12 protein-coding genes are annotated in these 13,279 nt (G+C 60.3%); 7 read left to right on the plus strand and 5 right to left on the minus strand.

The features are described 5' to 3' along the window. Nucleotides 1-100 precede the first annotated feature (100 nt). The gene (locus AO240_RS20810; RefSeq protein WP_099238831.1) at nucleotides 101-1,603 is read left to right on the plus strand and encodes a nucleobase:cation symporter-2 family protein; all 1,503 of its coding nucleotides are present in this window, start codon (nucleotides 101-103) and stop codon (nucleotides 1,601-1,603) included. 183 nt (nucleotides 1,604-1,786) lie between these two features. On the opposite strand, the gene AO240_RS20815 is transcribed toward AO240_RS20810, so the two are convergent. Then, entirely contained in the window at nucleotides 1,787-2,719 is a 933-nt protein-coding gene (locus tag AO240_RS20815; protein ID WP_099238833.1) for a proline iminopeptidase-family hydrolase, read from the minus strand. A gap of 92 nt (nucleotides 2,720-2,811) precedes the next feature. Beyond that, nucleotides 2,812-3,576 (minus strand): LuxR family transcriptional regulator, encoded by a 765-nt coding sequence (locus AO240_RS20820; RefSeq protein WP_099238835.1) that lies wholly within the window; start codon nucleotides 3,574-3,576, stop codon nucleotides 2,812-2,814. Nucleotides 3,577-3,759: 183 nt separating this feature from the next. On the opposite strand from AO240_RS20820, the gene AO240_RS20825 reads away from it, so the two are divergent. From AO240_RS20825 to AO240_RS20850, 6 genes are read left to right on the plus strand one after another with little or no spacing between them, the layout of a single operon-like run. Beyond that, a complete protein-coding gene (locus AO240_RS20825; protein ID WP_099238837.1) occupies nucleotides 3,760-4,647 on the plus strand; it encodes a proline iminopeptidase-family hydrolase in 888 nt (295 codons plus the stop codon). 3 nt (nucleotides 4,648-4,650) lie between these two features. After that, nucleotides 4,651-5,598, plus strand: coding sequence for an ABC transporter permease (locus AO240_RS20830; protein WP_099238839.1), 948 nt, complete (start codon nucleotides 4,651-4,653; stop codon nucleotides 5,596-5,598). Beyond that, a complete protein-coding gene (locus tag AO240_RS20835) occupies nucleotides 5,595-6,452 on the plus strand; it encodes an ABC transporter permease (protein WP_099238841.1) in 858 nt (285 codons plus the stop codon). The genes AO240_RS20830 and AO240_RS20835 overlap by 4 nt, the downstream gene beginning before the upstream one ends. Beyond that, nucleotides 6,449-7,405 carry an ABC transporter ATP-binding protein gene (locus AO240_RS20840; protein ID WP_099238843.1) on the plus strand — a complete coding sequence of 319 codons (957 nt, stop codon included), beginning with the start codon at nucleotides 6,449-6,451 and terminating at the stop codon, nucleotides 7,403-7,405. Before AO240_RS20835 ends, AO240_RS20840 begins: the two co-directional genes overlap by 4 nt. Beyond that, complete coding sequence (locus tag AO240_RS20845) at nucleotides 7,402-8,373, plus strand: ABC transporter ATP-binding protein (RefSeq protein ID WP_099238845.1); 972 nt, start codon at nucleotides 7,402-7,404, stop codon at nucleotides 8,371-8,373. The genes AO240_RS20840 and AO240_RS20845 overlap by 4 nt, the downstream gene beginning before the upstream one ends. Nucleotides 8,374-8,408: 35 nt before the next feature. After that, on the plus strand, nucleotides 8,409-9,923 hold the full coding sequence (locus tag AO240_RS20850) for an ABC transporter substrate-binding protein (RefSeq protein ID WP_099238847.1): 1,515 nt from the start codon (nucleotides 8,409-8,411) through the stop codon (nucleotides 9,921-9,923). A gap of 1,094 nt (nucleotides 9,924-11,017) precedes the next feature. On the opposite strand, the gene AO240_RS20855 is transcribed toward AO240_RS20850, so the two are convergent. The 3 genes from AO240_RS20855 to ubiG form a co-directional block, all read right to left on the minus strand. Next, nucleotides 11,018-11,758, minus strand: a complete 741-nt coding sequence (locus AO240_RS20855) for a YciK family oxidoreductase (RefSeq protein WP_099238849.1) — start codon at nucleotides 11,756-11,758, stop codon at nucleotides 11,018-11,020. Between the two features lie 99 nt (nucleotides 11,759-11,857). Beyond that, nucleotides 11,858-12,529 (minus strand): N-acetylmuramic acid 6-phosphate phosphatase MupP, encoded by a 672-nt coding sequence (gene mupP / locus AO240_RS20860; protein ID WP_058412939.1) that lies wholly within the window; start codon nucleotides 12,527-12,529, stop codon nucleotides 11,858-11,860. Nucleotides 12,530-12,533: 4 nt separating this feature from the next. Beyond that, a complete protein-coding gene (ubiG, locus tag AO240_RS20865) occupies nucleotides 12,534-13,232 on the minus strand; it encodes a bifunctional 2-polyprenyl-6-hydroxyphenol methylase/3-demethylubiquinol 3-O-methyltransferase UbiG (RefSeq protein WP_058412938.1) in 699 nt (232 codons plus the stop codon). Nucleotides 13,233-13,279: the final 47 nt, after the last annotated feature.

Below are 13,279 nucleotides of genomic sequence, written 5' to 3' on the forward strand. Positions count from 1 at the left end.
ATAACTGGATCTTGTTCGATTGATTGTATACAACTCTATGGACATTAAGTCTCAACATTGAATACAGTGAGGGCACAACAAAAACAGAGAACCCCTCACCATGACTATCCCGAAGGCGTCACCGCAGCGGCCGGAAGATGAGAATCTGGGCATCGCCGCCAACCTGGCTTACGGTCTGCAACATGTGCTCACCATGTACGGCGGCATCGTTGCCGTGCCGTTGATCGTCGGCCAGGCGGCCGGGTTGGCGCCGGCGGATATTGGCCTGTTGATTGCGGCGTCACTGTTTGCCGGTGGCCTGGCGACGTTGCTGCAAACCCTTGGCCTGCCGTTTTTTGGCTGCCAGTTGCCGCTGGTGCAGGGCGTGTCGTTTGCGGGCGTGGCGACCATGGTGGCGATTGTCGGCAACGATGGCGCCGGTGGGCTGCCGGCGATCCTCGGCGCGGTGATGGCCGCGTCTTTTATCGGGCTGTTGATCACGCCGGTGTTCTCGCGGATTACCCAATTTTTTCCGCCGTTGGTGACCGGTATCGTGATCACCACCATCGGCTTGACCCTGATGCCCGTGGCAGCGCGTTGGGCGATGGGCGGCAACAGCCGCGCCGCGGACTTTGGCAGCATGGCCAATATCGGCCTGGCCGCACTGACCCTGGTGCTGGTTTTGCTGCTGAGCAAGATCGGCAGCGCGAGCATTTCGCGTTTGTCGATCTTGCTGGCCATGGTCATCGGCACCTTGATCGCGGTGTTGCTTGGCATGGCGGATTTCTCCGGTGTGGCTCAAGGGCCGATGTTGGGTTTCCCGGCACCCTTTCATTTCGGCGTGCCCACCTTCCATGTGGCGGCGATCATTTCCATGTGCATCGTGGTGATGGTGACGCTGGTCGAAACCTCGGCGGACATTCTGGCGGTGGGCGAGATCATCCACACCAAAGTCGACTCCAAGCGCTTGGGCAACGGCCTGCGCGCCGACATGCTGTCGAGCCTGTTCGCGCCGATTTTCGGCTCGTTCACCCAGAGCGCCTTCGCCCAAAACGTCGGGTTGGTGGCGGTGACGGGTGTAAAGAGCCGGTTTGTGGTGGCGACCGGTGGGGTGTTTCTGGTGATTCTCGGTCTGCTGCCGTTCATGGGGCGGGTGATCGCGGCAGTGCCCACATCGGTGCTGGGTGGCGCTGGTATTGTGCTGTTCGGCACGGTGGCGGCCAGCGGCATTCGCACTTTGTCGAAGGTCGATTACCGCAACAACATGAACCTGATCATCGTTGCGACGAGCATTGGTTTTGGCATGATTCCTATTGCTGCACCGAATTTTTACGATCATTTTCCAGGGTGGTTCGCGACCATTTTCCACTCGGGTATCAGTTCATCGGCGATTATGGCGATTGTGCTGAACCTGGCGTTTAACCACTTTACGCTGGGCAATTCGGATCAGCAGTCGGTGTTTGTGGCGGGGACTGAGCGCAGCTTGTGTTTCCACGACGTGGCGGCGTTGCGGGACGGGGATTATTTCAGCGGGGGAAAGTTGTTTGACGCTGAGGGTAATGAGATTCCTCTGATCGCAGACGTGCCGCGCAAAACTGCGAAGCCCGAGACCTCTGAGGTTTGAAAGGTGGGTTGCCCCGAACCCGGATCAACATACGCAGCAAATTTGCTTTCTGTGGGAGCGGGCTTGCTCGCGATGCAGGCGCCTCGGACCATCAGGCACACCCAGTTGATGCCATCGCGAGCAAGCCCGCTCCCACAGTTGACCGAGTTCGGTTTGTGAGATTGGGCCGTGAGAGGCGCCCCGTCAGCCTGCCTTGAGTTGCTCACGCGGCAACGAACACGCCTCATCCAGAAACTTCACCACGGTGCCCATGCACGCTTGGCGTTCTTCCACGTGCGGCATGTGGCTGGAGTCCTCAAACAACGCCCAGCGCACATCTGCAATTTCATCCAGGAACGGCTTGACCACCAACGGCGTGGCCTCGTCGTGGCGGCCGGAGATCACCAGCGTCGGCACATTGATCGCCGACAGCCGGCCAATCACGTTCCAGTCTTTCAGGCTGCCAATGACGTGAAACTCCGTCGGGCCGCTCATCGAGTGGTACACCGTCGGGTCTGCATCGACTTGGGCAAACGTGCGCGCTACGCTTTCGGGCCACGGGTTGACCCGGCACACGTGCTGGTCATAAAAAACCCGCGAGGCGGCGAGGTATTCGGGGTCTTGATAGGTGCCGGCGGCCTCATGCTTGAGCAGGGTTTCATGCACGCCTTCGGGCAGCAGTTTGCGCAGGCGGTTGGCTTCGCTGACCCACGTGCGCATGCACGTCGGCGAGTTTGCCGGGATAAACGCGCGCAGGCCCTTGGGTTGCAGAATGGCGTGCTCGCTGCCGAGCATGCCGCCCCAGGATTGACCAAGGATCGCGTAGTTATCGCTGATTTGCAGATGGTCGAGCAGGTTGTTCAGCTCGTCGAGGAACAGCTTGATGGTCCAGAAAGACGCGGGGTTACCCGGCAAGTGCGTAGAGCGGCCATTGCCCAACTGGTCGTAGTGAATAACCGCGTGGCCGCTGGCTGCGACATCCTTGAAGGCGTCAACATAGTCATGCGTGCAGCCGGGGCCGCCGTGGATGATCACCAACGGTGTACGGCCGCTGGTCAGGTCGCCGGTAACGCGGTACCAGGTCTGGTACGCGCCGAACACCGCATAGCCTTCGGTGACTTTCTCGAAGAATTCCATTTCGTACCCTGCTCTGAAAAAACGATCATGAGTACGATAGTCGGCATGCGAAGTTTAAGTAACTAGCAAAACAGCTAGGTTTTTCCGACAGCTCACTCTTCAAGCAAGCGGTAATGAGTGGCGCGCACTACCGCTTGAACGCGGTTTTTGGCGCCCAGTTTGTGCATCGCCGACGCCAGGTGCAGGGTGACCACTGCCAGTGAGCGGCTCAACTGCGTGGCGATTTCGGCGGCGGTTAAACCGTCGGCGGCCCATTTCAGGCACTCGCGCTCGCGCTTGGTCAGATGAATATGCGGATAGGTGCGCAGCTCCTTGCTGAACAGCGGGTACAGTGCTTCCTGCAGGGCGTGTGTAATCAGGCTGAAATCGACCAGGGTTTGCCGGGCGTCCTTCAATGCCGTGCTCGCCTTGCCGGTGCGCAGGCCGGTCAGCGAAGCGAAGCCGCCGCGCGGCAGGTGGATCGGCACGCTGACGCCGCAGGTCAGGTGGCGCTCATGCAGGTAGGAAGACACCGGCGCATGGCACGGATCGATGATGTCTTGCAGCGCGGTCTGGGCTTTGGCGTCGTAGGACCACACGAATGGCGACACCGTGCTCAGCGCGAGGTGTTGCACCGGGTCGATCTGGTAAAAACCTTCGCTGCACCATAAGGCGTGCCAATCGGGCGGCGTGTTGCGCAGTTCCAGCACCGAGGGCGTGATCAGTGAGCCGTCCTGGTCGATGGGCACCGGGGTGTAGTCGTACACCAGCGCATCAAAGCCCAACTGCTGGGCCAGAATAAACGTATGGTCCATCTGCTCATCCAGGCTCCTGCCCGGTATCAGACGATTATTGAAGGCAGTTAGTTTGGCCAGCATCCGTTCTGCTCCCGAATTCATTTGAATCTCGACGTGCGGCACGTAGAATGCCACGCCCCGGCGCAGGACTGCCAGGCTAAACCTATAAGAAATACTAGGTTATGGACGCACGGCATCCTCGGTAGTGTTGGCCTGATAAACGGCCGCTGCTTGCCAGGCCGATACAACACAAGGAATGTATGCATGTGGCGTGAAATTGACCCCGACCAGCAGTACAACGTGCAAGTCGACGGCCATAACCTCGTGGTCTACAGCTTCGGCGAAGGCGATGAGGTGCTCTTGTGTCTGAATGGCGGCCCAGGCCTGCCGTGTGACTACTTGCGCGACGCCCATGGCTGGCTCAAAGCGCATAACCTGCGAGTGGTTGCATTTGACCAGCTTGGCACCGGCGCATCAGCCAGACCGACCGACGTTTCGCTGTGGGAAATCAGTCGTTATGTCGAAGAAGTCGAGCGCGTACGCCAAGCCCTGAACCTCGGCCGCGTGCACCTGCTGGGGCATTCCTGGGGCGGTTGGCTGGGCATCGAATACGCCATCCATTACCCCGACGCGCTGAAAAGCCTGATCCTCGAAAACACCGTTGGCGACATTCCGCACCTGTCTCAAGAACTCCAACGCTTGCGCGGCGCCCTCGGCAGTGAAACCGTGGCCATGATGCAGCGCCACGAAGCCATGGGCACCCTCGATCACCCGCAGTATCAGGCCGCGATTACCTTGCTCAACTACCGCCACGTTTGCCGCCTGGACGAATGGCCCGAGCCGGTCAAACGCTCGCTCGGCGACTGGAACATGGGGCCTTACGAAACCATGCAAGGCCCGAACGAGTTCCTTTACATCGGTAACCTCAAGGACTGGAACCGCCTCGCCGAGATGGCCGCGTTCACCATGCCGATATTGATCACCACCGGCCAGCACGATGAACTCACGCCCGCTTGCGCCCTGCGCATGAAACTTGCCGCCAGACACGCCGAATTACACGTGTTCCCGAACAGCAGCCACATGCCGTTTTATGAGGAGCCTCAGGCGTACTTTCCCGTGCTGCTGGACTTTCTCGCTCGCCATCGGGGCTGACGGATGAACCTGGCGCGTTACCGATTTGTACTCTCCCGGCCGCTGCAATTGCTGCCGGTGCTGTTTGGCATCAGCCTGATTACCTTTGTGCTGGTGCGCTCCATCCCCGGCGACCCGGCGCGTGCGCTGTTGGGCTCGCGCAGCACGCCGGACGCTTTGCTGAAAATTCGCGCCCAATACGGCCTTGATCAGCCCTTGTGGCTGCAATATTTTTACTTCCTCAAAAACCTGCTCAAAGGCGACCTCGGCCAATCGTTGCTGTACAAGGTTGACGCGCTGAAACTGATCGTCACGCGCATCGAGCCGACCCTGGTGCTGGTGCTCGGCAGTGTGCTGCTGGCGCTGTTGATCGCGGTGCCGCTGGCAACACTGGCGGCGCGCAATAAAGGCCGCTGGGCGGATACGCTGATTCGGTTGTTCACCACGGTCGGGCTGGGCATGCCGGCGTTCTGGCTGGGCCTGATGTTGATTTTGTTGCTGAGTGTGCAATGGGGCCTGTTCCCGGTGTCCGGCTACGGGCGCACCTTGGTCGATAAGGCTCACCACATGGTGCTGCCGTGTTTGACCATCGCCCTCGCGCTGTCGGCGGTGCTGGTGCGCAACCTGCGCGCGAGCATGTTGATGGAGTTGCAGGCCGATCACGTCACCGCCGCCCGCGCGCGAGGGCTGTCGGAGGCTGCCGTGTTCCGTCGCCATGTGTTGCCCAACTCGCTGGTGCCGGCGGTCAACCTGCTGGCGGTGAACATTGGGTGGCTGATCAGCGGCACCGTAGTGATTGAAAGCCTGTTCGCGATTCCCGGCATCGGCCAGTTGCTGGTGCGCGGCATCTTTACCCGCGATTACATGGTGGTGCAGGGCGTGGCCATGGTGCTGGCCTGCGCGACGGTGGTGGTCAACTTTGTCGCCGACGTGGCGACGGTAGCGCTCGACCCACGGGTGAAGATGCAATGAGCAGCCGACCGCTGATTGCCCCCTGGCGTTTGCGCCTGCGCTTTGGTTTTCGCAACGGCCGCCTGACCGCCGCGTGGGGCGTGTTGATCCTGTCGGCGTGGTTCGCTCTGGCGCTGTTCGCGCCGTGGCTTGCGCCGTATGACCCGATTGCCCAACACACCGATTTGAATTTACTGGCGCCCAGCCTGGCCCACCCATTTGGCACGGATAACTACGGCCGGGATATTCTTTCCAGGGTGATCTGGGGCGCGCGGGTTGACCTGCAACTGGCCATCATCGGCGTGATCTTCCCGTTCATGATCGGCACCTTCGTCGGTGCGGTCTCGGGCTACATCGGCGGGCGTTTCGACAGCGTTTGCATGCGCGTGATCGACGTGATCCTGGCTTTCCCGTTTTTGGTGTTGATGCTGGCGATCATGGCCATCCTCGGGCCGGGCTTGAAGAGCTTTTATATCGCCATGGCGTTGGTCGGGTGGGTGTCGTATGCGCGGCTGATCCGCTCGCAGATCCTGGTGCTCAAGGAAAGCGACTTCGCGCTGGCCGCCAAGAGCCTGGGGTTTGGCCATGGGCGCATTTTATTCCGGCATTTGTTGCCGAATGCCCTGTTCGGCTCGATTGTGTTTTCCATGTCTGACGCGGTGCTGGTGCTGCTCAATGGCGCCGCCGTGAGCTACCTTGGCCTGGGCGTGCAACCGCCGACTGCCGAGTGGGGCACAATGGTCGCCGAAGGTCAGGCGTTCATCACCACCGCGTGGTGGATCTGCACCTTTCCCGGCCTGGCGATTGTGACCCTGGCCATGGGTTTCAGCCTGCTTGCCGATGGTGTGGCGCAAGTGCTGGGGGACCGCTCGTGAGTCTGCTTGAAGTGCGCGACCTCAGTGTGATTGCCAACAACAGCGGGCGCGATGTGACCCTGGTGGACCGGGTCTCCTTCGACCTCGCCGAAGGTGAAATCCTTGGCCTGGTGGGCGAGAGCGGCTCGGGCAAAACCATGGCCTGTCGCGGGCTGATGCGCTTGCTGCCGTCGCCCCATCTGCGCGTACAGGGCGGCGCGGTGCGGCTGGCCGGTGAGGATTTGCTGCCACTCAGCGATGCCGGCATGCGCGCTGTGCGTGGCGGGCAACTGGGCATGATCTTCCAGAACCCCAGCAGCCATCTCGACCCGCTGATGCGCATCGGCGAACAGATCGCCGAGGGCATTCGCCTGCATCAGGGCGTGTCGAAAAAAGACGCGCGCCTGCACGCCATCGAAGTGCTGCGCCAGGTCGGCATACCCGACCCCAAGGCACGTGTCGACAACTACCCGCACGAGTTTTCCGGCGGTATGCGCCAACGCGCGATGATCGCCGTGGCGCTGGGTTGCAACCCGAAAGTGCTGATTGCCGACGAGCCAACCACGGCGCTGGATGTAACGGTGCAGGCGCAAATTTTGCGGCTGTTGCTGGACCTGCGCGACCAGCGCGGCCTGTCGATCATCATGATCACCCACGACCTCGGCGTGGTCGCACAAACCTGCGACTCCATCGCGGTGATGTACGCCGGGCGCCTGTGCGAACACGGCAGCAAGTATGAGCTGCTGGCGCATCCGCAACACCCGTACACCGCTGGCCTGATCGATTGCCAGCCCGCGCACAGCAGCGGTCACGCTTTGCTGCGTACGATTGCCGGCCAGCCGCCGTTGCTGGATGCGCTGCCCGCCGGATGCCGCTTCAGCCCGCGCTGCCCGCACGTCGGCGCTGTGTGCACCGAGCTGATGCCCGAAGGCGCGCGGGTGGCGTGCCACTATCCCTTGGGAGTTCGCCCATGAGCCTGTTGCAGATCAAGGACCTTGAGGTGCGCTTTGCAGCGTCCGGCAGCGGGCTGTTCGGCCTCAACAAGCAGTGGGTGAGGGCGGTCAACGGTGTGTCGCTGAACCTTGCGGCGGGTCAAACGCTGGGGTTGGTCGGTGAGTCCGGCAGCGGCAAAAGCACCCTCGGTCGGGCAATTTTGCACCTCAACCCGATCAGCGCCGGGCAGGTGTTGTTTGACGGTGTCGACATGGCCCACGGCAGCAGCATCGACATCGCCCGCCTGCGCCAGGAAACCGCGATGATTTTCCAGGATCCGTATGCGGCGCTGAACCCGCGCCAGACCCTGGGTGAAACCCTCGCCGAAGTATTACGCGTACAGCGCAAAGTCGCCCCGCAGCAAATCCCCGCCCGCGTGGTTGAGCTGCTTGAATGGGTGGGCCTGCGCCCTGAGTTGGCCAGCCGCAAACCCGGCTCCCTGAGCGGCGGCCAGTGCCAGCGCGTCGGCATCGCGCGGGCGCTGGCGGTGGAGCCGCGCTTGATCATTGCCGATGAATGCGTGGCGGCGCTGGACGTGTCGATTCAGGGCCAGATCATCAACCTGTTGCTGGAACTGCAACAGCGCATGAACCTGGCCATCCTGTTTATCGCGCATGACTTGGCCATCGTGCGTCGCCTGTGCGACCGCGTGGCGGTGATGTACTTGGGCAAAATTGTTGAAGAGGGGCCAGTGGAGGCGGTATTTACCGCACCGCGCCATCCGTATACGGCGGCGTTGATCGAAGCGATTCCCCAGATCGACCCACACCGGCGCTTGCCTGCGCAGCCATTGCCCGGTGAGCCGCCGAGCCCGCTGAATTTGCCCACAGGCTGCGCCTTTCACCCGCGTTGCCGGCACGCCCGGAGCATGTGTTCCGTGGTGTTGCCGCCGACCCATTTCCTGCACGAGCATCGGTACAGTTGCGTGCTTGAAGAGCCTTTGCTTTGACCTGTTTCTGCCATTCATAGACAAGGAGTTATGACATGCAATCCCGTCACTTGAAATTGCTCGCCGCCGCTACATTGACCGCCTGGTCGCTCACCGCCGGGTTGGCGCACGCCGCCGGCGTGTTGACCATCGGTTGCCGCGAAGACAGCACCACCTTTGACCCGATCAAAAGTGCGCAGAACCGCGACACGTGGGTGTTCGCCAACGTCTACGACACGCTGGTACGCGTGGATAACCTGGGCACGAAGATGGAACCGGGCCTGGCACAAAGCTGGGAGATTTCTGCGGACGGCCTGACCTACACCTTCAAACTGCGCGATGCGAAGTTCTCCGACGGTTCGCCAATTACCGCCGAAGACGCCGCGTTCAGCCTGTTGCGCATCCGCGACAACAAAGCCTCGCTGTGGAGCGACCCGTTCAGCCTGATCAGCACCGCCAAGGCCAGCGACCCGCACACCTTGGTGGTCACCCTGAAAACCCCGGCAGTGGCGTTCCTCTCGCAATTGGCCTCGCCGACGGTGTCGATCCTGTCGGAAAAAGCCATGACCAGGATGGGCGAAGACGCCTACTCGGAAAACCCGGTGACCTCCGGCGCGTTTACCGTGGAGGAATGGCGCAAGGGTGACCGCGTCATCCTCAAGAAGAACCCGAACTTCTGGCAGGCCAAGAACGTGAGCCTGGATGGCGTGGAATGGGTGTCGGTGACCGATGACAATACGCGCATGCGTATGGTGCAGAACAACGAACTCGACACGGCGATCTTTGTACCGTTCTCGCGTGTGGAAGAGCTGAAAAAAGACCAGAACGTGGTGATCCACGCCGACCCGTCCACCCGTGAAGACCACCTGCTGATCAACCACGCCCATGGCCTGCTGGCCAAACAGGAAGTGCGTGAGGCGCTGGACATGGCCATCGACAAACAATCGCTGGTCAAGACCGCCACCTACGGTCAGGGCACCGTGGCCTATTCCTACATTCCCAAAGGTTCTCTGTACCACTACGCCAACAACCTGCAACGCCCGTATGACCCCGCGGCCGCCAAGAAACTGCTGGCCGCTGCCGGTGCGCAGGACTTAAAGCTCAACTACGTGGTCAACGCCGGCAACGAAGCCGACGAGCAGATTGCGGTAATCATCAAGGACCAGTTGGCCAAAGTCGGCGTAACCGCCAACTTGCAGAAGGTTGACCCGACCCAAAGCTGGCAGATGCTGGTGGACGGTGAGTACGATATTTCGGTGATGTACTGGACCAACGATATTCTCGACCCGGACCAGAAAACCACCTTCGTGTTGGGCCACGACACCAACCAGAACTACATGACCCGCTACAAGAACGACAAGGTCAAGGCGCTGGTTACGGCGGCACGCATCGAGGCTGACCCGGTGAAGCGTGAGCAGATGTACGTCGAGTTGCAGAAACTGGCGAAACAGGACGTGAACTGGATCGACTTGTACTACAGCCCCTACATCAACATCTCTCGCAAGAATGTGAGCAATTTCCTGCAGAACCCATTGGGCCGTTTCACCCTGGAAGAAGTGGTCAAAAACTAAGATCCAAACAGCGCCGCACTACGACCATCCCGGTTTAACGCGGCGCTTATCAGATCAAAAGCGGCTTTTGCATACTCAGCAGGTCTGCTCCTATCAAACTACAAATAACCTATTGTTTTGCTATTAAAATTTATTTAGGTTTGTGGCTTGGGTTTTGAGTGCATATCCGTTATTGAGTTTATGGCTTATATCGGTTCCGCTCTTACAGCGGGGCACTTTTGAACAGCGCAAAAGTAACCAAAACGCTCTTGCCCCACCACTCGGTGCCTCGCTGTGGCTCGGCATGCCCTCACTCCGATATGACGGAGCGGGCCGCCGCGATGGGCCATCCTTGGCCCAGCGCGGGTAAACCGGCGTCCTGCCGGTTTACCCGCTCCGTAATATCTGCGTTCGGCCATCGTGGTTTAACGGGGCGCCTTAGATCAAGATCAAGATCACAATCAAAAGCAGGCGGCCCGAAAGCCGACCCAATCTCCCAAGCAGAATGCATTCAAACTGTGGGAGGGGGCTTGCTCCCGATGGCGGCGGGTCAGTCAACTCATGTATCAACTGTAAAACTGCTATCGGGAGCAAGCCCCCTCCCACAAAAAACAAAAAAGTAGATCTGGTGTGTATGCAAAACTGCTTTTGATCTGCTTCTGATCCGCTTCAACCACTCAGGTCGGCTTTCAGGCCGCCGTGCTCTTGCTCTTGATCTTTGTGATCTTGATCTGAGAAGCGCCCCGTTAAACCCCGATGGCCGCACGCAGGCTTGAATCCGTGGGTAACCCGGCAGGACGCCGGGGTAGCCGCGCTGGGCCAAGGATGGCCCATCGCGGCGGCCCACGGATTCAAGCCTGTGTGCGGGCATGCCGAGCCTAAGCGAGGCACCGAGTGGTGGGGCGAGAGCGTTTTGGTTACTTTTGGGCTCTATCAAAAGTGACTCGCTGTAAGAGCGAAACCGATACAAGCCATCACCCAAATAATGGATATGTACGAAAATCCAAAGAACACCCCCGAGCCCGTTTGCTGCGCGACAGCGCTACATCAAAGATGCAGTGGGCCCTCCCACAGCTAGTAGGTTATTCATAGTTTGATGACCGCTGTGTCAGTTTTTATTGCGCATCAAACGCCTGCCCATTGATGCCGATACTGTCCGGCCCCATCAAGTACAGGTACACCGGCATGATCTCTTCCGGCGCCGGCCTTTCCATCGGGTTTTCACCTGGGTACGCCTGGGCGCGCATGCTGGTGCGTGTGCCGCCCGGATTAATGCTGTTGGCGCGAACCGATGCCACCTCGTCCAGCTCATCGGCCAGGGTTTGCATCAGACCTTCGGTGGCAAACTTCGACACGCCATAAGCGCCCCAATACGCACGGCCCTTGCGCCCGACGCTGCTGGAAGTGAACACCACCGACGCATCCTGAGACAGCTTGAGCAGCGGCAGCAAGGTGTTGGTCAGCATGAACATCGCGTTGACGTTGACGTGCATCACCCGCATGAAATTCTCACCGGACAATTGCTCAATCGGCGTGCGTGGGCCGATGATCGAGGCGTTGTGCAGCAGGCCGTCGAGGCGGCCGAAGGCCTTTTCGATCATCGCTGCCAGCTCATCGTATTGATGCGGCAGGGCGGTCTCCAGGTTGAACGGAATCACCACCGGTTGTGGCTGGCCGGCCGCTTCGATCTCGTCATACACCTGGGCCAGGTTGGCCTCGGTCTTGCCCAGCAACAGCACGGTGGCGCCATGCGCGGCATAGGTTTTCGCCGCCGCCGCGCCAATCCCGCGCCCGGCACCGGTCACCAGAATCACCCGGCCTTTGAGCAGTTCTGGACGTGTGGAGTAATCAAACATACATAACCTCGACAAAACTCGGTTGGTTGCCAGCAACGAACTTGAAAACTACAAACCCCCTGTGAGGGATCTTCATCTGTCATTAAGCCCCGTGAACACTCAGCAACTGCACAGTGCGTTATCCAGCACCTTGCGCAGTTCCAGCGGGTGGTCCACCACCACATCGGCGCCCCAGTGGCGCGGGTTGTCGTCCGGGTGGATGTAGCCGAAAGTCACCGCTGCGGTGCGGGTGCCGGCGTCGCGGCCGGACTCGATGTCGCGCAGGTCATCGCCCACGAACAACACGCTGGCCGGGTCGAGGCCGAGCATTTTGCACGCCAGAATCAGCGGCTCCGGGTCGGGCTTGCTGTTCTTCACGTGGTCAGGGCAAATCAACAGCGCCGAGCGCTCGGCCAGGCCCAACTGCTGCATGATCGGCTCGGCAAAACGCAGCGGCTTGTTGGTGACCACGCCCCAGACCAGGTTGGCTTTCTCGATGTCTTCGAGCAACTCGGCCATGCCGTCGAACAGCTTGCTGTGGATCGCGCAGCCTTTGAGGTAACGCTCCAGAAACTCCTCGCGCAGCGCTTCAAAGCCGGGTGACTCCGGGTCCATCGAGAAGGTCACGGCAACCATTGCGCGTGCGCCGCCGGAGATTTCATCGCGGATGTGCTGGTCGTTGATCGGCGCCAGGCCACGGTCTGCACGCATGGCCTGGCAGATCGCGATAAAGTCCGGCGCGGTGTCGAGCAACGTACCGTCCATATCGAAGAGAACCGCTCGCAACTTCACAGGCTTACTCCTCGCGCAGGGTCTGGATCATGTAGTTGACGTCAACGTCGCTGGCCAGCTTGTAATGCTTGGTCAGCGGGTTGTAGGTCAGGCCGATGATGTCTTTGACGGTCAGCCCGGCCTGACGGCTCCAGGCGCCCAGCTCGCTTGGGCGGATGAATTTTTTGAAGTCATGCGTGCCGCGCGGCAGCAACTTCATGATGTATTCAGCGCCGATGATCGCGAACAGGTAAGCCTTGGGGTTGCGGTTGATGGTAGAAAAGAACACCTGGCCGCCTGGCTTGACCATGCGAAAGCACGCGCGGATGACTGACGACGGGTCTGGCACGTGTTCGAGCATTTCGAGGCACGTGACCACGTCGAACTGTTCCGGCAATTCGATGGCGAGGTCTTCGGCGGTGATTTGGCGATATTCAACGTTCACGCCGGATTCCAACTGGTGCAATTGCGCCACGGCCAGTGGCGCTTCGCCCATGTCGATGCCCATCACGCTGGCGCCGCGCTGGGCCATGGCTTCGCTGAGGATGCCGCCGCCGCAGCCGACGTCGAGTACCTTCTTGCCGGCCAGGTTGACGCGTTCGTCAATCCAGTTAACCCGCAGCGGGTTGATGTCGTGCAGCGGTTTGAACTCGCTTTCGCGGTCCCACCAGCGGTGAGCCAGGGCTTCGAATTTGGCGATTTCGGCGTGGTCGACGTTGCTCATGGTGAATCCTCTAAATCTGATAAATCGGTTTGCAGGTGTTGAAGCGT

This window comes from Pseudomonas sp. ICMP 460, from assembly GCF_002723595.1.
Lineage (GTDB): Bacteria > Pseudomonadota > Gammaproteobacteria > Pseudomonadales > Pseudomonadaceae > Aquipseudomonas > Aquipseudomonas kitaguniensis.

Excerpts from the sequence above, each read along its gene's own strand:
- AO240_RS20810 (WP_099238831.1), top strand. The coding sequence starts at position 101 with ATGACTATCCCGAAGGCGTCACCGCAGCGGCCGGAAGATGAGAATCTG.
- AO240_RS20815 (WP_099238833.1), bottom strand. The coding sequence starts at position 2,719 with ATGGAATTCTTCGAGAAAGTCACCGAAGGCTATGCGGTGTTCGGCGCG.
- AO240_RS20820 (WP_099238835.1), bottom strand. The coding sequence starts at position 3,576 with ATGCTGGCCAAACTAACTGCCTTCAATAATCGTCTGATACCGGGCAGG.
- AO240_RS20825 (WP_099238837.1), top strand. The coding sequence starts at position 3,760 with ATGTGGCGTGAAATTGACCCCGACCAGCAGTACAACGTGCAAGTCGAC.
- AO240_RS20830 (WP_099238839.1), top strand. The coding sequence starts at position 4,651 with ATGAACCTGGCGCGTTACCGATTTGTACTCTCCCGGCCGCTGCAATTG.
- AO240_RS20835 (WP_099238841.1), top strand. The coding sequence starts at position 5,595 with ATGAGCAGCCGACCGCTGATTGCCCCCTGGCGTTTGCGCCTGCGCTTT.
- AO240_RS20845 (WP_099238845.1), top strand. The coding sequence starts at position 7,402 with ATGAGCCTGTTGCAGATCAAGGACCTTGAGGTGCGCTTTGCAGCGTCC.
- AO240_RS20850 (WP_099238847.1), top strand. The coding sequence starts at position 8,409 with ATGCAATCCCGTCACTTGAAATTGCTCGCCGCCGCTACATTGACCGCC.
- AO240_RS20855 (WP_099238849.1), bottom strand. The coding sequence starts at position 11,758 with ATGTTTGATTACTCCACACGTCCAGAACTGCTCAAAGGCCGGGTGATT.
- ubiG (WP_058412938.1), bottom strand. The coding sequence starts at position 13,232 with ATGAGCAACGTCGACCACGCCGAAATCGCCAAATTCGAAGCCCTGGCT.